Genomic DNA, 24,356 nt, shown 5'->3' with positions numbered 1-24,356 from the left:
AATGGCTATAGTTGGTGAACAGTTGTTACAGCCAGAAGCTGGATGGCAAAGAATTGATAACATTGATAATAATTTTAAATATATAGGATTATGGAAAAAAGATACAAGTTCAGGGCTTTATAATAACACAGGTATGTTTATACAAGAAAATGCAACAATAGAAGAAGTAAATTCTAGTTATATTACATTTGCTTTTTATGGTTCAAAAATAAGGATATTCCATACTAGATATGCTAGTCATTCTTCTAATATGAAATGTATTATAGACGATATTGAGTATGAAAATTATAATATTCATGGAGAAACTATAAGACAATATCTTGCCTTTGATAAAATAAATTTAGAAAAGAAGATTCATTTGGTAAAAATTAAAAGTGATGATGGTGTCAGATTTGATTTTGATTGTATAGATATAGATGAAGATGGATATATGATAGATTTAATTGAAACCAAACTAACAAAAAAATCTACATTAGATTCTATGAAAATAGGAGATATAATTCCTTGCAGATATACAGTTCCTATTTCTGGGAAAGTAGGATATTTTTCAGAACTTGGAAGCTGTAATTGTGAAGGAATAGATGTAGATACTTCATCAGATACACCAGATGGAAAGTTTTATTTTATAAAAGTTGATGATAATAAATTTATATCTGATAGAAATGTTCAAGCATCTATTTCATGGAATGAATTAAACAAAAACAAATTAACTTGTAAAATGCTTTCTCCAACTTCTTTAGTATTTAATGGTAAGTCATCATATGTAAGTATACCTATAGAAAAAATTAGGACTACTAAAGAGATAACAATAAAAATAAGAGTATATTTAGAAGACTGGACAGTTGGAGCAGAACATAGGTTTTTTAGTTGCACACAACTTGGAGGTTATGCATGTTGTTATGTTCCAAAAGATAGATATTTTAGAATAGAGATTGCTACAAATCATCCTAATTCTCCAACTTTATATTTTATTTCTGGATTTAATATTGATTCATCTAACAATGGATGGAAGACTTTTTACATACTATATAATGGAGAATCAGTTAAAATATATGATGAAATAACTTTAAAATTGAATGAAAAACGAAATGGTACTATCATATATGGAAGTACAAATCATTTGGTATTAGGTGGAGAAGCAGGAGGAGGTTTTTCTGTAGAGTCAGGTACTCGTTTAACTGGAAAAATATCAGAGTTTGCAATATGGGATAAAGCAATAGAACCAGAAACTATAGAAAATAATCTAACAGGGAATGAAGAAAATCTAATTTGTCTATTTAAATCTACTAATGCAATTGGGGATACACTTTATGATTTATCACCAACTAAAAATAATGCAACTATTTTTAATTGTATAAAAGAATATGACAATAGTAATAAATATCATTACACTATTCCAAGTGGAGGAATAGCATATAATGACGATATAACAATATCTTTTCCAAAGAAAGCTTTAAAGTCAAATGAAGATTATAACTACATTATAAAAGAAAGTGGAGTATTAAATGCAAAATATTTTGGATACTTAGCATTTAATAAAACAACTGTAAATGAAGATGATTGTTGGCATAGTCCTATGGATAATAACCCATATATTACAATATCATCAAAAAAAGAAAAAATAATTTCAAGTGGTTTTAGATTAACTAATAGAAATTGCCCTTCATCTATTATGCCTCCAGCTACTTGCATTGTGTATGGAAGCAATGACAATGAAGAATTTGAAAAAATACATGAGACATCAAGTTTTCCAACAACTAATAGAGCAACTTCTTATCATTATTTTGATTCACAAGTGGAATATTTACACTATAAATTTAGCTTTATTGGTGTAGGAACTTCGGTAGCTATAGGTGAATTAGAACTGTTTAAGGAATATGAATATAAAAATACATCTTCAAGTTTAATTAATAAAAATCAAGGCGGTTGGCCAATAGAAAATGATTGGGATAAATATATAAGAAATAGTGATTTAAAAGGAAAGATAATAGTGGGAGACAATGATATATGGAACTATCGTAATATGATTTCTTTATGTAAAGAGAAAGTTATTACAGGATTAAAAGATATTAACAATGAAAACTTGGATACTCCAAGTGGAAATGTATTAATACCAGTTCGTGGCAAAATTGAAGCTATTGACGATTTGTCAGCAAAAAGATTTAATATATGTTTATCTTCATCTGTTGCTAAAAATATTGGTTTCAGACCTATGTTAATCACAGAGGTAGGTGAACAACATGGCTAATATAGGTAGTACTTTACCACAGCCAGAACAAGGTTGGAAAAGATATGACAACACAGACAGTAGAATAAAATATGTCAATAAGTGGACTATAAATAATAATACTATAACTGCTTATAACAATACAGGATGTATTACAAATTATAGACATGGTGAAAATGGGATATTAGAATTTAGATTTACTGGTACTAAAATAAGATTAATAGTTCCTGGTTCTGATGCTTCTCATACAGATAAGTGTACAGTAGAGATAGATGGTGAAAAATTTATAACTAGTCAATGTACACCAAATTTTATACATCCTAATTATATTTATCAAATGTTATTTTTTGAAAAGCTTGATTTAACAGATAGTGTTCATACTGTTAAGCTATATATAGAAATTGGAACACCGCCACCTTCGAATGCTCCTTATGGAGATAATTATTTAGCCTTAGATGCAATTGATGTAGATGTAAACGAATCTCTATTGCATCATACACTAGAAGAAAATAACTTAATACAAAATATTCAAGTTGGAGAATATATATCTTGTGATTACATCTATGAAGATGGATTTTCAAATTTTGGCGATGGAAAAACATTAAACTTTATCTGTGTTAAAAATAATTTTAATCAACATGTCTTAATTTCTAATACAGTAATCCCAAATTTAAGTTTTGATGAAATAAATGATAAAGGTTTTATTTATGGAAAAGAATTGGATAATCATCCCTATAAAGGTTACTCGTGCACTGTAAAATCAATTACAGACAGCCCATATAATGACAGTTACTTACATTCAGAATACGATAAATATATTTTAAATAGCACTTTAAATCACTTAATTATTGCTGGAGATAAAGATATATGGCATCATAATTTAGCATCTATAACTGATACTTTTTCTGATTCAGATAATACTAAAGTAACAATTAGAGGTGGTACAAGCTCAAATTCATATAATGTAGTAAGGACATCTACTAAAAGTGACACAAGCGGGTTTAGACCAGTTTTAATTATCAATACTATATATTTATATCCAGAGTTTAATATTGATTATACTTTTGGGGAATGGGATGGGATTATAAGTTTAACAGATATATTATTAGATAAAACAATAGAAGTAACAAAAATAAAAGTAAAAGTAACAAATAAAAATAATACAGAAATATTATATACAGATTTATTAAGTGTAAGTGAAGGTAATTTAAATTTAGATATAAGTAATGTCGACTTATCAAATGGATTAAATTTCTTAGAAATAATTATAGAAGATGAAAATGGCTATGTTTCAAATCCTAAAATTATAAATGTCTTTAAACACAATGAAGGACTTATTCAATATTCTAAAATAATCTTGACTGAAAATATATCATTTGATAAAACATATAAAAATATGAAAGTTAAATTAAAATCTACAGGTTCAATTATTGGAATTTATACTATAGATAATATTAATTACAACGTTTTTGACATAAATTCTATTTTTAACATAAATTCTAATAATATTAATTTGTTATTATTAATGGACAAAGATACTATTTTAGATGCATATAAGCTAATTTGTGAAGATATTGAAACCATTAATTTTGATAATATTGAATTAAAGCCACTACCTCCATATAGCGAAGGAGACTCAGAGTCTGTAAACAAAGAAGAGATAGTAAAAATAGTAAATGAAATTATAAATCCGAAGATTGATTTAATAAATAAAAATCTAAATATATCTGATTTAAAAATTCAACTAAAATATGATAAGGAATTAAATCTTCCAGCTAATTATACATCTAATTATTATATAGATGCCAAGCTTGATACAGTAGAAAGAGAAGGTGAATAGTATGACTAGAGTTGGAGATTCACTTCCTCAACCAGAAGCAGGTTGGAGAAGATATGACGATAATTATAAGGATATAATATATTCTGAAAAATATAATAAAATGAGAATACTTACATGTTATGGTGGTGAATGTTCATATGTTGACAATATACCTTATGATGAAACTAGTATTAAATTTGCATTTGTAGGTACAAAAATAAGAATAATATGTGTTAATTATATTGATAGGTCTGATATAGTTGATATTGATATTGATGGAGTAGTTGAACAATTTAGTACAAAAGAAAATATACAAAATACTTCTAAAGTAGATTATGAAAAATTAAATCTAGAAAATAAGATACATAATGTTAAAATATCAGTAAATAAAAACAGTCAAGGTGTTCATTTATTGTTTGATTGTATAGACATAGATGAAGATGGATATATATTATCACCTATAGAAGGGACATTGTTACAACGAACTTCAATAGAAGATATGGAAATTGGAGATATAATATCTTGTAGATATACTGCTTCTACTACTGGTAAAATAGGGGGTTTTTCAGAACTAGGAAAGTGTAACTGTGAGGAAATTCCAAGGGATGTATCAAGTTCAACTCCAGATGGCAAATTCTTTTTTGTTAAAGTAGATGATAATAAATTAATAGCAGATAGAAATATACAAAATAATATTTCTTGGAATGAGATTAATGGTAATTTAGACATGTTTTATAAAGAAAAAATATTTCCTCTAAATATTTGTGAAAGTGATGAAACAGATGAATATGTTTTAAAAGCTAGTAGTGTGTACAATGAGAGATATGCATACAAAGCTTTTGGGAGTAAACTAGGATGGCATAGTAAAGGTGTTGGCTACCCACACACTTTACAAGTTACTTTCAAAACTCAACCTCAAAGAATAAATTTTTATAAATTTCATTTTGGAAATAGTGAACAATTCCCACAATCTGCAACTGAATGGACTATAGAAGCTAGTAATGATGAATTAAATTGGGTTATTTTACATACAGTTAAAGAAAATCCAGCTCCAAAACATGATCAAATTAAAAATTATATATTTAAAAATGAAAACTTTTATGCACATTATAGGATAAAAATAACAAACTCAAATTCAGTTGATAAAAGTGTAGCTATAAAATGTTTAGATTTTTTTTATAAAAAATTCTCTATGTGTTTACCAGATGGTGGAGTGGCTTACAATAATGATATAACAGTATCTTTTCCTAAAAAAGCTTTAAATGCAAATGAGACTGATGAATATATTTTAGAACAAAGTTCAACATACAGTACAGGATTTCTTGCGTATTTAGATTTCAATAAAACAAACATAGATTCTAATGACTGTTGGCATAGTAATTCTGAACCTAACCCATATATTAAAGTGTCATCAAAAAAAGATAAAATACAAGTTTCTGGATTTAGGCTAACTAACAGAAATTGTCCTGGTTCTATCCAACCTCCATCCTCTTGTACTGTATATGGAAGCAATGATAATACAGTTTTCGAAAAGATATATGAAACATCAAATTTACCTTCAGGAAATAAAGCTACTTCTTATCATTATTTTAATTCACAAGTAGAATATTTACATTATAAATTCAATTTTCAGCATGCAGATTTATATATAGCTGTAGGTGAATTAGAACTGTTTAAAGAATATGAATATAAAGACTCTCCTTCAAGTTTAGTTAACAAAAATCAAGGCGGTTGGCCAACTAATAATGACTGGGATAAATATATATGGAAAAACAACTTAAATGGAAAGATAGATGCAGGCGATAATAACATATGGAATTATAAATATCTTGTATCTTTCACCAAAAATATTGCAATTTTATCAATTCAATCTATATATGGAAATATTCCAGATGGAAATAGAATTGTTGTTAGAGGGTATAATGACCAATATGTAAATGATAATAGTCCCAAAAGACTTGATATATCAATTACAACACATAAATCTTCTACTTTTGGGTTTAGACCTATGTTGATTATAAGAGGTGAAGAATAATGGCTGTTATAGGGGAACAATTACTTCAACCAGAATCAGGATGGAAAAGATATGATGAAGCAAATATACAAGCTATAATAAAAGGAACATTTTGGGGAAAAGAGAATTTCAATGGATTTTATGGAGGGTCAAGTATTTGGCTTAAAAGTATTGATAGTAGCTATAAATTTAAATTTTATGGAAATAAGTTAAGACTTATATCAGATAGAAATACAAATAGACCTCAAAATAATACTAAATTAGTAATAGATGGAGTTGAATACATTTGTAATACATATGGTCAAACAAATGGTCAAATACTTGCCATTGATGTAGGTAATTTAGAAGATTCTATACATGATGTTGTAATATCTCCAGTTAAAGAGGGTCTTGCAACTATTGACTGTATAGATATAAATTCAGATGGATATATTCTTGATTTAGCTTTAGAACGAAACAAAACCATTAATAAGTTAGAAGTTGGAGAATATATTCCATGTAATTACAGTTACTATGATGGATTTTCAAGCTTTTATACTGGTAAAGATATAAATTTTATTTGTGTTAGCCACACTGATAGACAGTCTATATTAATCTGTGACAAAGTTATTCCAGATTTATCATTTGATGAGATAAATCAAAAAGGTTTCATATATGGTAATGAGCTAGAAAATCAATCTTATGAGCATAATATTTTAAAAATACAATCCTTAACTGGAGGTTCCAATAATAATGGTTTATCTGAATATGATAAGTATATTGTAAATTCAGACTTAAATGGACTAATAACACCAGGAGACAAAACTATTTGGAATTGGGATATTTGTAGTATTACAAGTTCTATATCAGCATCTGATAATTCTAAAATAATAACTAGAGGATACTCTAGCCTTACAAACTATTCAACAAACAATACTTTCAACAATAAAGGTCCAACTTTTGGGTTTAGACCAGTATTGATTATTAAACATTTATATGTTTCTCCATCATTTGAAATAAATCAATTTGGAAATTTTGATAATTGTTTTAGTATAGCGAATATAAATTTAGATATATCAATAAAAATTCCTAAAGTAAGTGTTAGTATAATAAATACAACTAATTCCAAAACTTTTATTTCTACTGAATTAATAAATGTTGTAGATAATTATTTAAATATAGATTATACATTTAATAAAGACGATTTTGAATTAAATAAAGTAAATGTACTAAAGATTACTTTAACCGATGAAAATGAGTTTGAAACATCTATAGAAATAAATACATTCCCTATCGAAGATAAGCTGCTTATTTTTAACAATTCAATAACCTCTACTATCATTGAAAACAAACATAATAAAGATAGAATGATTGTCTGCGCTAATATAAAGGATAATTGTATTGTATTATACTTAAATAATAATAATTACATTGAAGCAAACCTTGAAGATTATGTCAGTGTAAATAAAAATACGAAATTAAAATTTTTATTAGATAAAAATTCTGATTTAATATCTTATGGATTATCATTTATATAAAAAATAATTAATACTAAAGCGAATGAAGTATAAAAAAGGAAATCTAAAGTAAAAAATAATTATCGTGATTTGCAAATAAAATATAAATTAAAATCTACAAAATAAATATAAGTGGTAGTATATTAAATAATGTCAAGATATATAGTGTATTTAATTAATCTTGAAGAATTATAAAAAATAAAGATGATTAGAAGGAAAGAAATAATCATGAACATATCAAAAAATTTGCTTAATGAACAAGAATTCTATGGCAAAAATATCTATCTATTGGGAACTTCAGAATTTGGACCAGTAAACACTCCAATAAAAATAAATTCAATTTCTCACATGAATTCAAACTTTGGGAAAAAAGGTTCTTTAGTTGAAGCATATAAAATTATAAAAGAATCCAAATTAGACTGTAAAGTTTATCTATGTAAAGTTACAGGAGCACATGCAGAAATTTATCTGGATGTAAAATGTGCTAATGGAGAAATAATAAAAAACAGTATACACATTAAATCAAAGTATGCAAATGAAATATATAATGATATTGAAATAATGATAAATCAAGATGACTTACGGGTAGTCTATCCAAAAAATTTAGGGGATTATGTATTAAAATATCCATATAAAAATTATCCTACTTTGTATGATTTATCAGAAGCTATAAATAAAGATTCTCAAAAGCTAAAAGGGATGATAATTTGTAGTATTTATTGTGATTCTTATATAGAAACAAAGGATTCTATAATTGAAGTAAATCAAAGTACATATAAACTTAGTGGAGGATATAATGGATTAGATTGCAACAAAAATATAATGTACAATAATTTAGATAGTACATATACTATTTTAGAAGGACTTGATGTAGATATTATTATGCCTTTAGGAGTATATTATGATGATACATTTACAGATGACAGAGAAAAAATAGATAAATATTATGACCTAACAAGAGACTATTTAACTATTAAAGATGGAGAACGATACTTGACTTTTTATGAACAATTGCTTAATTTTTGTAAAGTTCAAATGAAAACAGGTATCATAACTCATGGTGTTATTGGACTTAATCTAACTAATGAGATTTGGATAGATGAGAAAAAATATATTGCTATACTGGAATATTTTAAAAAAGTAAATGAAGTATCAAAATTTGATAAAAATTATGAACAATTGGTAAGTGTAGTAGCTGGAGATGTATATACCACATATGGTACTAACATTGTAAATGCAAGTATAGTATATGCTCCCCTTGTAGCAAGTTTAGATATTATAGCAAATACTACAAATAAGGAAGTTCCAGAATCATTTTCACTATTTAATACCTTTGATACTTCAACAATAGAAAAAATGAATGAACTTGGATATGTATCATTTAGATTTAGTCAGTTACATAGAAGGGTAGTAGTATCAAATGGAATTACAATGAGTGAGCATACAGAATATAAGTATTTATGTAATGTAAGAATGATTCAGTTGACCATGTGTTACATAAAAAAGATGTTATATTCATATATAGGTGAAAATATAGATGCTTTGTTATCATCTGGATATTTAAAAGAAAACTTAACACAATTGTTAGATGAATTAAGGGAGAGAGAACTTATAAGTGAATATATAATAAATGAACTATCTAAACGTAAATCAGGAGAATTATTTTTAGACTTAAGTTTAAAGACAGTATATATGCTAGAGTATGTTAAAACATATAGTGGTTTGAGTATAGGTAGGTGAAAAAGTGAATACAGAATCTATTCAAAATAATAAAAATATATTTATAACTAAAGAATACATTAACAACTTTGAAAAGATAGAAGAAATACTAGAATATATTTTAAAAACAGAATTAGAAGATAATTGGGGAGTAATTTCCTTTGAAACAATAAAAAAAGATGAGACAGATAAAATTATACTGCCACAAATAAATTACTGTGTAAAATTAAGAGAAATATCTAAAGGGAAAAGTTATAAGCCAATGTTGACTGATATAATTGATGAATTAGATGAAAATAAAGAAAAAACAGGTAAAGTAATTAAAGTGTATAGACAAAGTTTTGATTGCATACTAGAATTTAGATTTATAGCTAAAACACAAAAAGAATGTAGAAGACTTATGGAAGCTTTTGAGGACATAATAACATCTTACACAGGATTTCTAAAGAAAAAAGGTCTTGGGGATATTTTCTTTTTAAAAGAAATCTCAACTGAAGATAACATAAGTTTTGATGAAAATACTTCAGTTAAAACATCTGAATATTTTATACGATTAGAAAAAGTAAAAACTTTAAATGTAAATAAACTTAAAAATATAGAAATGAAATTTTCTGTAAAGGATAGAATTTAGCCAAGAATAGTATAAATTCCACTTGGTATAAAGTCTATAATATCTACAAAATTTAAAGGGGGAAAAACCTTTATGGCAAACTTAGGAAATATGTATCCTAATCTTCCAGGAATGTTAGTCGAATTTAAAGATGGTGGTTCTGCACTTAGATTTGGTTTGGATGAATATAACACTGATAGTATGTTGTTACTTGGGACAGCAGTTGATGGCCCAGTAATGGAGCCTGTAGCGATAGATGATTCTTCTATAGAATTACTATTTGGTTCAGACACTAATTTAAATGGAATTCCAAATGGTTCAACATTAGTTCAATCATATAAGCAAGCTAGAGATGCTGGATGTCAAGATATAAGAGTAATGAGAATCTCTGGTACATGCGCAACGTCAAATATAAGTGCACCATCTCAAGTTGTTGAAAAAAATAAAAAGATAGATGAGGACTTATCAGTTACTCAAGGATGTGAGAAAACTGATATAAAACTAAGTGGAAAAGGGATTATTGCAAGTTCAATTAGAGTTTATGTAAAAGGAAAAGAACTACTCTCTGGATTTGTATATAATGAATTTCTTAAAAGCATATCAATAGAAAAAAATGCTTGTGATGCAGGTGTACCTGTTTCAATAGCTTATAATTATAGATATTGGGTTGAACAGAAACCAGAATATTTAACTTTGAATCGTGATAAAAAGATTTTTTTATCTAATATTCCAAATGGCGCTGCTATAGTAGTTACTTATGATGGGAAATCTATAGATGAGTATATTGAAATGAATGATAATGTCATAACAATACCATCTTTAGATGAAGGAGAAAGAGTAGTTGTAAGTTATAGGGTAGAAGTTGTAGGAGAAGAAATAGAAACTCAAGTAGATGGAAATATTTTTATGACTGCCACATCAAATCAAAAGCTACTTTTAAGTAATACTCCAGTAGATGGAACACTTACATTATATATTGGAGGAAGTAAAGTATTAGATTCAAATTCTTTTTCAATAGATAAAAAGTCAAAAACTATAACTCTTAAAAAAGAATGTTTTCAAATGGGACAAGTAGTATCCGTAAGTTATTATATGCCAGTTAAAGAGAAGATAGAAAGAAAGATAAGATTAAAATCTAAGTTTGCTGGAGATATGTATAATTTAGGTCAAGTAAAAGTAGAAGATTTGAGAGACACTTTTGGCAATTATATAGGAAAATATGTAAAAATCATTAAGCCAGAATCTAAAATGAGTATTGGTGAAGAACCTTTAATATTATCAACTCTTGACTACTTAACTTTTGGAGCATTAGTAGATGCAATAAACAATTTACAGACAACATATTTTGCAGAAACGGATACACCAGAAGAACTTACAAAAGATTTAATAAAATCAGCTACATATTTTATAGGCGGTTCTAATGGTTTAGATATGAATAAAGAAGATATGTTTAAGGCATTATCAGGAGAAAGAGATAGAAATGGATACATAGTAAAACAAGGTGCTTATCAATTGCTTGAAAATTATAATGTAGATTGGATAGTTCCTTTAGGTGTTTATGCTGATGATAAACTATTTGACAGACATCAAGATTTTGCATATGAACTTGCTTTATTCTGTGCAGTGTTATCCTATAGAAATAAATCTACATATGGTGTAATAGCAATGAATCCATTAAAAGATACATCTCTATCAGGTGTCCAATCACACTCTAAATATTTAACACAATACAGTAATGAATTTTTAATGAAGGATGATAAAGGTACTATAATTACTGATGGTCAGGGAAACTCTATAGACCTTGGAAAGTTTATATCAGTAGTCGCAGGTCCTACACCTATAGTGGAACATAAGGTAAGTTCGCTTAGAGAAGGAAATCCAGCAGTACTTTATGCTGCGTTCAATACAAGTATTTTACCACATTCATCTCCAACAAATAAGATATTAAGTGGTGTGAAATCACTAAAATATTCTTTTTCAAATGCACAATTAAATGATATAACAGGGAACAAATTGGTTTCATTCAACTCTAAAAAATTAAAGGGTAGAACTTGCTTAAATAAGGTTTTTGTAGTAGATGCTCCAACATCTGCGAAGAAAGATAGTGTATATTCAAAATTATCTACATTAAAAGTTATGAGAGTAGTAACTGATAATATAAGGGAAGTGGCAGATCCATTTATAGGGGAAGCAAATACAATAGAACAGAGAAATGCACTAAGTGCAACAATTGCAAAAAGACTAGATGCATTATTATTACAAGGAGTTATATTAGATTATAGTTTCAATCTAATAGCAACACAACAAGATTTAATATTAGGACAAGCTAAGTTGGAAGTTGGTATAGTAGCACCACAAGAACTTAGAAAAATAACTACTATAGTAGGTCTAAAAAAATAAAAACGGAAGAAAACCATTCGTTTATATTTAATAGTTAGGAGATATCGTTATGTCAAGTCCGAATATAAATACACTAACATCATTTTCTGGTGCTGATTTGGTTGTAAGCTTTGCAAATCAAGTTATTGGAGAATTACAAAAAATATCGTGGAGTATAGAACGTGAAAAAAAACCAGTATACACATTAGGAAGCCCAGATGCAAGAAGTTTTTCAAGAGGTAAAAGAGAGATTAAAGGTTCCTTAGTATTTGCTATGTTTGACCAAGATTCTCTAATTAAATCTATGAAAAGCGTTTTAAAATCATCAGAATCTACAATATTTACAACATCAGGAAAATTAGCTATAACAGAAGAAGAAAACTTTATAAATGCAGTAGAGATGTTGAAGTGGAATATAACAGCACAAGATGCTATAAATTTAAGTAGAAACATGGATAGTAAATCTAAGTATAATGAAAGTAATCCTAAAGTAAGTGACGAAAATTTTGAAATACCTAATGGCTTTAGCCCAATAAGGGATAATAGAATAATTTATTTAGATTCTTTACCACCATTTGATATAACAATGACCTTTGGAAATGAGCAAGGTCAATGTGCATTTCAAAAGATATATGATGTTGATATAATAGATGAATCTAGTGAGATCTCTATTGATACAATTGTTTTAGAGAAAAAGTTAAATTATAGAGCTAGAAAAATATCACCACTTATACAAGGTGTATATTCAAAAGAAGAAAATTAAAATAAAACATAAAATAAAAGATGTAAATAGATAAAAGTAAAAAATTATAAGGCCTCATGTAGTAAATATTTACAGGTGTATTTTATGTATTTAAAAGCTACATGTGGTTTTTCTAAATATAAATCACAAAAGAGAGGTAAAGTAAAATGGATTTAGATAATACTTTTTACAAAGCATTTTCAAGTACAGATTCTCTCGCATTTGTTTTATTTCCAGAATCTAAGCCCATTCTTTTAGGTAGTTTAACAAGTATATCATACTCAATTCAAAGAAATAAAAAGCCAGTAACATCAATAGGAAATACAAAAGTATCTGGATATACTAGAGGACCTAAGGTGATTTCTGGAAAAATGGAATTTACTTTAATAAATCAGAATCTAATAAGTGATTTGACAAATAAGATTTCAGCTTTATCTAATAAAAAGAAGATTAGTTCAGACGAATTGCCTCTATTTGATGTAATGATAGTATCTCTAAATGAATATAAATATGTCACACAAATGATGATATATGGCATAGATATTATCAATGATAGTCAGATTATTTCTATAAATGATATTTTTATAAAAAATACAATTCACTTTGTAGCAACAGATTTAAATGATTTTATGAGTTTATCAAGTGATAAAACAGTATCAAATAATACAAGTAGTTCAAATGTATTCTCGAATTCAGTGTTTTCTTATGATTTTACTATTGAGGGATATGAATATTCTAAAAAAAGTAATTTGAAAGGCGTTAAATATGACAAATTTAAACTTTGATACTATAAATAAAAAAGAAGTAAATAAGAGAGATTATAGTACATATAAAGAAGAGTTTTATGGAAGTTCTGATGTATTAATTTATATAAATGGAAAACATAATAAACAGATATCTGCAATAAAATTTTATGTCAAAGAGCAAAGTAAACCTATCTATGGATATACATCTAGAGTATTTGATGATATAGCTGTAGGAAATAGAATAGTATTAGGATATATAAAAGTTCCTGTTAGTAATGCTCTCTCAGATACATCTAATTGTTTAGAACAAAATATAAGTATCTGTGATGACTTTATTTTAAATAAAGAAGAAAAAATATATATACCAGATTGGATATATGGATATGATTTAAGAAATCTAAATGATAATTATATATGTAAATATGATGATAACTTCTTATATAAAAATAAATGTAATTTAGATGACAATAATGTATCATTTCTTTATGATAAGTCACTATTTTATGTTGATTTTGGAAGTAAATACGATATTAGAGTACACTCTGTACAAACAGCTCTAGTGTATATGGGATATATGTATAAGGAGCTAAGCTTTAGTGAATTAAAATACGGTCATTATTGTGTATGTACATTTGATATGGTTAAGGCTTTTCAAAAAGAAAGTGGAATTATACCCACAGGAAGGTTATGTAAAAAGACTTGGAATTTAATATTTAAAAAATTATATTCTAATTATAACATCATTATTTTGAAGAATAATGAAAAAGAAATCTGTATTAAAGATATGCAAGAAGAAAATCAGTATAAATCAGATTGTAATTTAAAAGCTATAAATTCTTTTGTTTATGATGAATTAGAATGTGATTACAACTTGATAGATAATTTAATAGATGATTACAATTACAAAGAAAATAAGCTGAAATATGACTTAGAAAATTCAGACTATCAACCTTTCTTTAATCCTAATAATATAAATACACTTAGAAAAAATAATTTTTCGATAAGTCTTATATATGGAGATAAAAAAGAAAAATATAGAAAAATAATAGGAGTATCACCTGTATCAGTAAGTCAAGAAATAGATACAACAGGAAATCCTATATACGATATATACGAATTCATAGCAAAGGATGTAATTGAAACTAATAATTAAATAGTACTTGGAGGTGAGTAAATGAATTATGATGAAAAAGAAATAGAATTATTAGCAAAACAGGCCAAGCTGGACTTAGAATCTCAATATGGAAAAAATATAGACGAAATTGATTTATATGCAGATGTTTTTAGTGAGGACAATAAAAATGAAGAATTTCAAGGTTTAGGGCTAGAAGACACTCCATTATTTGAAGGAGGACCAGGAACAATTCAAGTACAAGCATGGAAAAAGAAGTGGTCTGGTTATGATATTTATATGATTGATATTTTAAATAAAAGGTTTATATTTAGAACGATTAACAGATTTGAATATAAGCAGTTATTATCTATTCAAAATATTGACACTTTAGAACGTGAAGAAATTATATGTCAAACAGTTACATTATGGCCAGAAGAGTATAATTGGAAAGATACTACTAAGTCCTTAGCAGGTTTACCAACTTCATATTCTGAAGTAATTATGGAAAAATCAGGATTTACAAAAGAATTTACAATAGAGGTAATATAGTATGCTTTTAATAAAAGATATTATAAATATAAAAGAAAAAACAGGATATAAAAAGTTAATTCATATTAAGTTTAGTACACATGAATATATATTTAAATTAATTAATTTAAATATATACATAAAAGCTGGTATTATTTCTGATACATATGAAGAGTTTAATGATTTTATATGCCAATCTGCATTAATATATCCTGATAAATTTGTTTTTTCAAAAAGTCCAATAGCAGGATTGGCAGATGAAATATCTAAAAGAATAGTTTATGAATCTCATATTTTAGAGGAAAGTTCAATAATAGATTGTTTTGAGGAAAGTAGAAGTAAGCTTAATTCTTTTTTAGAACAGAGTAAATTATTTGTAAAAGCAGCATTTCCAGAAATTTCTCTTAAAGAAATACGAGACTGGGATTATGAAAAGCTTATGGAAATGACAGCTAAGTCTGAATATATTCTTAAATTAAGAGGCGTAGATGTGAACCTTGAATATGACAAAGATTATCCAAATAATAAGTCTAATAAAGAGTATATGAATAATCAGAATGACATAAATAATTTAAATAAGGAAAACCTAGAAAATAATTACATAAAATCTAAAAATTATCGTTTGGATTCCAATAAATTCTCAAATACAAGATGGGATAATCCAGAAAAGCTAAAAGTATTAAGGTGTAGAAATGTACAAAAATTAAATATAGGGACTAAATATGCAAATTTAGATTTTTTTAAAATAGAGAATAAAAATGATAAGGATAATATTACTAATTCAAAACATATAAAAGATAAAAAAAGAGATTACATAAGAAATAAAGATAATATCATAAATAGTACAAATAGAAAAAATTCTAAGATAAGCGATTTCTATGTTAATGAAAATTTGAAGAATTATAACGACGATATATCAAAACTTCATTTACAAATAAGAGATATTTTAAATGGAGCAGGATATAAAAATATTGATATAGACTATATTCTAGGTGGAAAAGAATCAAATATAGATTTGAATTTTTATGAAAACAGACTTGAAAAATTTAAAATAAAGATGTTAAAAATGATTGGAGATATTATAAATGAATAATTTAAATAATATTGAAGAAGCCTTTTATAAAGAAGAATATGAAAAATTTTTATTAGGGAGAAGAATAAAAGCTAAAGCATCTTTCAGTAATATCAACTCTAAATTAAATGATGAATATTGTAACTTAGAAAGTAAAGATAACATAGTAGAAGATGATATTTTTACAAATAATAATGAAGTATTAAATATGAAAATATCTGCTCAATCTCCTTTAGATACTGATATAGATTATGGTGAAAAAATTATAAAGAATCTATTTAAAAATATAAAAAATTTAAACATAAGAACTACAATACAAGATGATAGAAAAGACATAACAAGTGAGGAAATTGAAAGTGTAATATCTAAAATAATTGAGTGAATTTATAAAAGTGCTTGTGAGTTAAAGAAGGTGAGTTTATGAATAATAAGTCTAATAAGAGTTCAAACCAATCTTATTATGGAGCTATTGCTCAGGAAATAACTGATAAAGATAGTCAAGAAATAGTCAATATGCTATACAAAGAATCAACATTTAGAAACTTAGATGGTGAATATAAACCTTTAAGTTATTACGAATATATTCAATATGAACATAGGCTCAAATATAAAGACAATCTTGATAATATTTTTAGAATAGGAGACTGTTGTTTTAAAATATTACCAGAATATATAAGTATAACTTCTATAAATGATAGTGAGAGTCTTAATGAGAATAGGATGGCAAATATAGAACAATCTAAAAAACAGAATATAAGAAAAGAAATATTTGTGACCTTGATGATAAATGGTATAAATCAAGTTAATGGATATCAAGTAGAATCGCCATTTGACTTCAAATATTATGTAGATGGATTAAGAAATTTAATTTGTCAGTTTAAATATACTCCATTTGTTCCAATTGAATGTAAAGTTGTAAATGATGCAAATAGTATAAATAATGTAGCCTTAAAAAGTATGTCAGTTGAAACTGTAGAGGGTTTTTCTGAGACTCTAAGAATCAAAATAATTATGGAAGAATTTAATGTAAAGTCTTATTTTAATAAAGATAATATTTCATTAGATAAGCATATAGATTGGGATTTGTATAGATTTTATACTCAAAAAAATCTTGAAAATTCTAACTTATCAAGTCTTAAAAAGATACAGTCACTAAACTTCACTGGTAAATTTACATTTAAAAAATTACATTTAAAAAATATTGATTTTAATAAAATAAAGAGCAAAAACATTATAATGAATGAACAATATTTTGATGAAATATTGAGTAGTGAAGAAAGTGTATATCTTACATATATCAATTTTAGTTTAAGTAATACATTTTCGAACATAGGATTAAATCATGATGAAATACCAACAAAACAATATATGGGATTTAATAAAATTGACTTTGTCCTTATATTTAAAACAAGTGATGAGAGTATAATAAAAAAATTCAACAGATTAAATAATAAAAATACAAGTTTTGAAAATGAAGATAGAGATATTATAAAAGTGGAAAATGAACTTGTAAATCTGACTGGAACAGAGTACATAACCATAAAAGATGTTCAAGTAGACACTGTATTTGGATTTTGTGGATTATACAATATAACCATTAAATGTAGAAGTTATGATATGGATAAAATTCAAAATATGAAACCAATAGGCTTTAGACCATTTAATAGAGCTATAGAAACATATGAATATGAGTACAATGAAATTCCTGAGGGGAGACTAGGTACAGAAGAGGATTTTATAGATTATACATCTAAAGGAATAGATAATAAAACTATGCAGGATATTTGTGCCTCCAAGAAACTTGTATATTTGGAAATGTATCCAAATCTCAGTCTACCAAAATATAACGAAATAGACAATGCTATACAAAAAGTAAGAAATTTTAGATCTAAAAATGGAATTAAACAAACTTCACTTGTAAAATATCCTAGAACAGATATAGTTATGGGCGAAATAGCGAGAAATGAAAAATATAGTGGTTTTGTTGAACCAGACTTTTATATTATATATCCTACTAAATCTGAATGTAATAAAATTGATACACAGTTAAAAAGCATTAAATCAGATATAGTTGTAGAGCCAGAATATAAATATGGATATGAACCACAAAACATAGGTGAATTGGATGATGAATTTGAAAGAGAATTATCTTCTGACAAACACTTAATATTTAAGAATGAAAACTTTAATAAAATACATGGAAATGAGGTTGGAAAATTTAATATCGAACAAGTAAAGCCAACTCAATCTTTTAAAGAGTTTCCTAAAAATAATCGAAATACAGTTGTAGAAAATATGCTAGTTGATGAATTTTTATATTCGCAAAAAGGTACACTCATTAGGGCATTTCCAAATTTTATATTTATGTTATGTGATGAGGGTATAGATTGCTTTGATGGACAAAAAAGTTGGACAAATTACTATATATATAAGTCTATTATAGATATAAAAATATCACAAGAAGTTGATTCTCCTATATCAAGTGCAAAAGTAATTATTCCTAATGATTTTAATAATGAAAAAAATTTAGATGGTGATAGTATTGGTATAAAAAATGACACTGTAAATACGTTTAATAAAAATCAATGTATATTATCAAAAGTGTTGGAAGGATATAAAGAAGACTCAAGAGATGAAATTAATTTAGAAATAGTGAAAAAAAGAAATAAATTAGATAGCCAAGACATTTTGAAAGAAGGAACTAGAGTACATATACGAATGGGATATGGTTCAAATCCCTCAAAATATCCAATTGTGTTTAATGGTACTATAATTGAAATGAATACTTCAAAAGACACTATTTTAATAGAGGCAAAGTCAGATGGATTAGAGCTTACAAATAGATATCTAAGTGAAGATATGAATTTTTTAAATGATAATATAGATTTAAAGAAAGATGCAAGTAATATAATATTAGATTTAATGAGTAAGAGAAGTTCTAAAATAGAATACCAAAATATTGAATATAAGGAAAAGAATCTTAAGAGTAAATATGATGTAGAGCATTTTGGCATGTATGATTTTAATTCTATAGAAGCTTACAAAAAAGTTCAGAGTGATATATCTAAAAATATGTATCTAAGTAATTATAATGGGATATACCTTAGTGATATTCACAGTGTTAACTATATAAGTGAATCAATTTATGAGTTTTTACCAATAGGTAAAAAAATATGGGACATATGTAAAATGAGCGAAAAATCTATGCCTGAGTTTGTAGTATATCCAAGACCATTCCTATTTGAACATAGATTATTTTTTGGTTTACCTATTTGGATGTACAAATTTGATATAAATAAGTTTAAAAATGATACCTATGAGTATTCTAAAGCTTTTTCGCAAATGCATATAGTAGACTTTAATGACTCAATTATAGCCAATAATATAAAAATAGATAATAACAATTTAATAACAAATACAAGAGGAATTTATAATGTATTAGGGACTTTAGAATCAACACCATTTATAACGAGTGATTACAATATGAAATGGTCAAATCAAAAAAATAAAGTATTAGACAATTCAATGATACAGAATTTTAATATATTTTCTACTTTAGAGGATGAAAATTTGAAATGCAGAGAATTATATGCAAATAACAGGCATATGTCTATAAGAAACTGTGTATCACAACTTCAAAATTCATGGCAAGAAACTTACAGTGGTGAGTTGATTATTATGGGGAAACCACAAGTGAATGTATATGATTTAATAGCAATTAATGATTTGTTTGGAGGACTATCAGGTGTGTGCTTAGCAAGGAAAGTAACACACTCTATAAATATGAAAACTGGATTTACAACATCAATTACACCAGGTCTATTGACTGCAAACTCATTAAAATATAGTGGCATGAGTAATATGTTAAAATCATGTAATAAAATATTGTTTTCTGTAGCAAATATATTAAACAATGAAAGCTTAGTAAGTTCAAACAATACAACTGATACCTCTAAACTAACTAGACTAGATAATTATAAGAAGCTAAATAGTATATTTACTGCACAATATGAAATGTTTAATTATAAAAACTCTATAATTAGATATCCATTATATAAAGTTTAATTCATATAGGAAGTTTAACCTAGAGTGGGAGGTAATTAATATGAAGCTTAAAGATAAATTAATAGATAACATAATAGATCCATATTCAAAGATACTGTTTACAACTTCTATAGGTAAAGTAATACATTATAATATATGTAAAAATACAGCAGATGTATATGTAGAGAACATAAAAGGCAATAGTACAACTTTTTCAAATGTACCTATTCAAAATATAGGAGAAGGAGTTCATTTATCACCATTAGAAAAAGGAGATAAAGTATATATACAATTTAATAATGGTTCTATATTTCAACCGAAAATAACAGGAGTAGTAGAGAAGTCATACAAATCTCCATCAAAAAAAAGACAAACTCATATTAGAAAAGGATGTTTATTATCAAATATAAAGAGAGATTCAAGAGAAATAACTAAAAAAACGAGCGAAACTTGGCTAGACTATGCTAATAAAGATAAGTCAAAATATAAAGATTTTATGCATAAAAATCCTATTGATAATATTGTAAAAAAAATAGAAAAAAAAGGAATTTTTGTAGGTAAAGAAGTTGGTATATACCATCCTGTAAAATCTTCAATTGTAAAATTAAGAGATGATAGTAGTATAGATATATTTACAGCAACTAATGTTGGATTAAGGATAAATGCTGAAAATAGAACTATAGAAGTTTTTGGAGATTTTTCTACCAAATCAGAAAACTGGTCAATAATATCAAATAATATAAATATATGTGCTGAAGATAAAATTACTTTATCTGGAAGTGAGATAGTTATTGATACAAAAAAGATAGAGATAAATGGAGTAGATAAGAATGTTTGATTTTTGTATAACAGATAGTGGAGAGCTAATATATGATAATAATTCGAATAATTTTTTATATTTAAATTCAGATGATTTACTTAGACAAAAATGTATTTGTAGAATAAAGTCTGTAACAAAAGATTGGTTCAATGTAGATTATATAGGTTCAGATATAGAAAAGTTTTTAGGCGAATTAAATAATAAAAATACATTAGACTTAATTATAAAATCTATTGAACAAGCATTACTTTATGATGAGTTAGTTGGAGAAAATAGTTTGTTTTTTATACCTAAAATATGCAAAAATAGGATAGAATTATTAATTTTCATAAAAGAAAAAAGAAATAATAATCCAATTGTTATTAACATGGAAATTGATGTAGTTAGTGGGGTGAAAATCAAATATGATATTAATACACAATAAAAATTTTGAATCTCTGGTTAAAGAAACGGAAGTCGAACTAAATAAAATTGGATTTGACACAAGCCCTGGTTCTATAGCCAAACTTTTTTCTGATATAATAAATAAAAATATATCAGAATTTTATGATGTACTTACAATGAGCCATCTTCAAGCTTTTGTGACTACTGCTACTGGTAGGTTTTTAAATGCTATAGGTATATTAGTAGGATGCAAGAGATTATTTGAAGAATCAGATGAAGATTATAGAAAAAGAATTACTCATCAAACACTAACTTTGGCTAAAGCAAATGAAACTTCAATAAGATTAGCTGTCTTAAGTATCAAAGGTGTAAAAGATGTAATATTAAAAAGATACTCTCATGGACCAGGTAGTATGACTATTGTGCCAATAACTGAAAATATAAAAGATGAAGATTTACTTTTGAATGTAAGAGAAGCATTATTAGATATAACATCATTTGGAGAAAAGGTCATAGTAAAGTTGCCTAATTTTAAATATGTAAAGCTAAATGTAGGGTTGGTATTTTCTTCATATATAGGCGAAACAGAAAAACAAGCTATAAGAGTATCTGTAAGAGAAGAAATCATAAGCTATATAAATTCTATAAACATAGGAGAATCACTATTTATAAATGAATTGACACAGAGAATAATGCAAGTCAGTGATTCTATACTAAATTATTCTTGTAATAGTATTAAGATAAACAATAAAAATTGTTTGTTAATTAATCAGGAGTGCAGATGGGATGAAAAATTTATCGTATCTCCAGATGGGGATTCTGTAGTAATTATATAGGGGACATAATGACTGAAAACATATATTTGGAATTAATAAAGAGTGTTGTAGCAGTTACAACTGCAATTATCACTGTAGTTGGAGCTTGCTTAGGTAGAAAAAAATATAAAAAAAAGAATAAAGAACAATATAAAGCTATAAATAATCAATTAATGTTATATTCGCATCCAATATTTAAAAAAATAGAACTAAATAAAAATATTATAAAAATACATTTTACACTCGAGAATAAGGGAAAAGAAGCTGTTTTTAGAGAAATATTGATTAATCATATGGATATATTTAAGGTTCATGCTTTAAAACTATGTAAAAAAGTGGACTCTGGAAAGATAGTAGATACAGATGAATTATATACAGAAAGTGTTTATACATTAAATAATATTATTGCCGATTTGAAAAGTTTTTATAATGATAATAATCGTTATTCGCAAGAAGAAGTAAATGTACTTGATATAGTGATGGATAAGTATAATCATTGGAATTCAGATAGACAGCATGAAATAGTTGCTAGGATTCAAGAAATTTGTGTATCTGCTTTTTATCCAGATATATACAATAAGTCTATAACGGTATTTGATACATTTCTGTTTGTTATGAATGACATTATGTTTGATGCAAATAAAACATTAAATAATTTAAATGGAGACTTAGTAGGGCTAAAATTTAGAGGAGTGATTATCTAAATGCAAGAAAGCGATTTTGCAAGATATACAGAAAAAATAAGGTCAATGCTTCCCTTTTGGTTTGAAATGAAGAAAAAACCCAATAAGTCTATTGGGATTGAGTTTTTAAATATATTTGGTATAGAGTTGGATGAAATAGAAGAAATGCTACTTTATGCTTCAAAGCAAATGTATATTGAATCAGCAGATGAAGAGTTTGTTGATTTGGTATATAAAGCTTTACTACCAAGTAACTTTAATATAAATAATATTTCTATGGTGTATACAAATCAACTCATACTTGAAAGAAGTTGTGATTTGTATACTTTTTTTGGAATAAAGAGAAATGAAAAAAATTTAGAAAATAACATAAAGCAGCCAGATTATTATTTTATTGATGAAAAGAAGAAAATAATTTATGTTAGAGAGGCATACGATAAAGAAGAAGATTTACCTTTTGGTAAAATAAAAATAAAGTTTAATAATAAAGAATTTTTATTTGAGCTAAGTCTACATCATGTATGGAACTTTTTTGATGAATTTGGTTCTTTAGTAGGATGCTCTAGGCTTAAAGGTGAGAAGAATCATGATTATAAATTGAGAATTCTTGATGTCTTTAAAAATCCAGCTAATTCAACAAAGCGAGGTCTTGCTAATGGAATTGCAAGAGAGCTTGGAATTAGAGAAGTAAAAGAATGGAAGAATATGGGCGAAGATTTTATTATATCTGAAAAGATGGTATTGATAAATACTATATCAATAGATAACAATATAATAGACTTAAATGATGTCTATATCACTTCTAGAGGAGAAATTCTTTTAAAGGGAAATCCTGATAAAAAAAATCAATCAGCAGTTATTTCTTTTATAAAAAATCTTGAAATGTATCAACTAGTGGATATAAATAATAAAAAATTAAATATAGAATTGTATAATTCAGATGCAACTCCAACAAGTCTATTAATTGATTATGTAACAAAGATAAAAGATGATACTTCAACTTTCTGGAATGATTTTAGATATGATGAAGATATTTGGGTAAGAAAAGATGAAGATTATGATAATAGTTTTTCATTTTTACCAACGTTTCTTGATTCCAGTATAAAAGGTTTTTCAAAATATGGATATTATAAAAAGTAGATTG

General features: G+C 26.2%; 19 protein-coding genes. All 19 read left to right on the top strand.

All coding sequences use genetic code 11. The annotated features are described in order from the left end of the window. The first annotated feature begins 1 nt into the window (after position 1). The 19 genes from IC219_RS04245 to IC219_RS04155 all read left to right on the top strand — a co-directional run bounded on the left by IC219_RS04245 (position 2) and on the right by IC219_RS04155 (position 24,352). Complete coding sequence (locus IC219_RS04245) at positions 2-2,248, top strand: LamG domain-containing protein (protein ID WP_227830677.1); 2,247 nt, start codon at positions 2-4, stop codon at positions 2,246-2,248. Further along, the gene (locus tag IC219_RS04240) at positions 2,241-4,067 is read left to right on the top strand and encodes a hypothetical protein (RefSeq protein ID WP_227830676.1); all 1,827 of its coding nucleotides are present in this window, start codon (positions 2,241-2,243) and stop codon (positions 4,065-4,067) included. Before IC219_RS04245 ends, IC219_RS04240 begins: the two co-directional genes overlap by 8 nt. 1 nt (position 4,068) lies before the next feature. Beyond that, on the top strand, positions 4,069-6,081 hold the full coding sequence (locus IC219_RS04235; RefSeq protein WP_227830675.1) for a discoidin domain-containing protein: 2,013 nt from the start codon (positions 4,069-4,071) through the stop codon (positions 6,079-6,081). Then, positions 6,081-7,577, top strand: coding sequence for a hypothetical protein (locus tag IC219_RS04230; protein WP_227830674.1), 1,497 nt, complete (start codon positions 6,081-6,083; stop codon positions 7,575-7,577). Before IC219_RS04235 ends, IC219_RS04230 begins: the two co-directional genes overlap by 1 nt. A 207-nt stretch (positions 7,578-7,784) precedes the next feature. Beyond that, complete coding sequence (locus IC219_RS04225) at positions 7,785-9,296, top strand: hypothetical protein (protein ID WP_227830673.1); 1,512 nt, start codon at positions 7,785-7,787, stop codon at positions 9,294-9,296. Positions 9,297-9,300: 4 nt separating this feature from the next. Further along, positions 9,301-9,906 (top strand): hypothetical protein, encoded by a 606-nt coding sequence (locus IC219_RS04220; protein WP_227824087.1) that lies wholly within the window; start codon positions 9,301-9,303, stop codon positions 9,904-9,906. Positions 9,907-9,978: 72 nt separating this feature from the next. Beyond that, on the top strand, positions 9,979-12,285 hold the full coding sequence (locus IC219_RS04215) for a phage tail protein (protein ID WP_227830672.1): 2,307 nt from the start codon (positions 9,979-9,981) through the stop codon (positions 12,283-12,285). A gap of 49 nt (positions 12,286-12,334) precedes the next feature. Next, positions 12,335-13,027, top strand: a complete 693-nt coding sequence (locus IC219_RS04210) for a hypothetical protein (protein WP_227830671.1) — start codon at positions 12,335-12,337, stop codon at positions 13,025-13,027. Between the two features lie 146 nt (positions 13,028-13,173). Continuing rightward, a complete protein-coding gene (locus tag IC219_RS04205; protein WP_227824084.1) occupies positions 13,174-13,791 on the top strand; it encodes a hypothetical protein in 618 nt (205 codons plus the stop codon). After that, positions 13,772-14,905, top strand: coding sequence for a hypothetical protein (locus tag IC219_RS04200; RefSeq protein WP_227830670.1), 1,134 nt, complete (start codon positions 13,772-13,774; stop codon positions 14,903-14,905). The genes IC219_RS04205 and IC219_RS04200 overlap by 20 nt, the downstream gene beginning before the upstream one ends. Positions 14,906-14,926: 21 nt before the next feature. Further along, the gene (locus tag IC219_RS04195; RefSeq protein WP_227830669.1) at positions 14,927-15,415 is read left to right on the top strand and encodes a hypothetical protein; all 489 of its coding nucleotides are present in this window, start codon (positions 14,927-14,929) and stop codon (positions 15,413-15,415) included. A gap of 1 nt (position 15,416) precedes the next feature. Beyond that, on the top strand, positions 15,417-16,487 hold the full coding sequence (locus IC219_RS04190) for a hypothetical protein (RefSeq protein ID WP_227830668.1): 1,071 nt from the start codon (positions 15,417-15,419) through the stop codon (positions 16,485-16,487). Further along, positions 16,480-16,848, top strand: a complete 369-nt coding sequence (locus IC219_RS04185; RefSeq protein WP_227830667.1) for a hypothetical protein — start codon at positions 16,480-16,482, stop codon at positions 16,846-16,848. The genes IC219_RS04190 and IC219_RS04185 overlap by 8 nt, the downstream gene beginning before the upstream one ends. A gap of 38 nt (positions 16,849-16,886) precedes the next feature. After that, positions 16,887-20,531, top strand: coding sequence for a hypothetical protein (locus tag IC219_RS04180; RefSeq protein WP_227830666.1), 3,645 nt, complete (start codon positions 16,887-16,889; stop codon positions 20,529-20,531). A gap of 40 nt (positions 20,532-20,571) precedes the next feature. Beyond that, a complete protein-coding gene (locus IC219_RS04175) occupies positions 20,572-21,348 on the top strand; it encodes a hypothetical protein (protein ID WP_227824078.1) in 777 nt (258 codons plus the stop codon). Continuing rightward, positions 21,341-21,754 carry a hypothetical protein gene (locus tag IC219_RS04170; RefSeq protein WP_227824077.1) on the top strand — a complete coding sequence of 138 codons (414 nt, stop codon included), beginning with the start codon at positions 21,341-21,343 and terminating at the stop codon, positions 21,752-21,754. Before IC219_RS04175 ends, IC219_RS04170 begins: the two co-directional genes overlap by 8 nt. Further along, positions 21,735-22,550 (top strand): baseplate J/gp47 family protein, encoded by an 816-nt coding sequence (locus IC219_RS04165; protein ID WP_227830665.1) that lies wholly within the window; start codon positions 21,735-21,737, stop codon positions 22,548-22,550. Before IC219_RS04170 ends, IC219_RS04165 begins: the two co-directional genes overlap by 20 nt. A gap of 8 nt (positions 22,551-22,558) precedes the next feature. Then, positions 22,559-23,233 (top strand): hypothetical protein, encoded by a 675-nt coding sequence (locus tag IC219_RS04160; RefSeq protein ID WP_227824075.1) that lies wholly within the window; start codon positions 22,559-22,561, stop codon positions 23,231-23,233. After that, positions 23,234-24,352 (top strand): Low copy number virion structural protein, encoded by a 1,119-nt coding sequence (locus IC219_RS04155; protein ID WP_227824074.1) that lies wholly within the window; start codon positions 23,234-23,236, stop codon positions 24,350-24,352. The last annotated feature ends 4 nt before the right edge of the window (positions 24,353-24,356 follow it).

It is taken from the genome of Clostridioides sp. ES-W-0018-02, from assembly GCF_020658175.1.
Taxonomy (GTDB): Bacteria; Bacillota; Clostridia; order Peptostreptococcales; family Peptostreptococcaceae; genus Clostridioides.
This window is presented reverse-complemented; position numbering and strand designations above follow the sequence as displayed.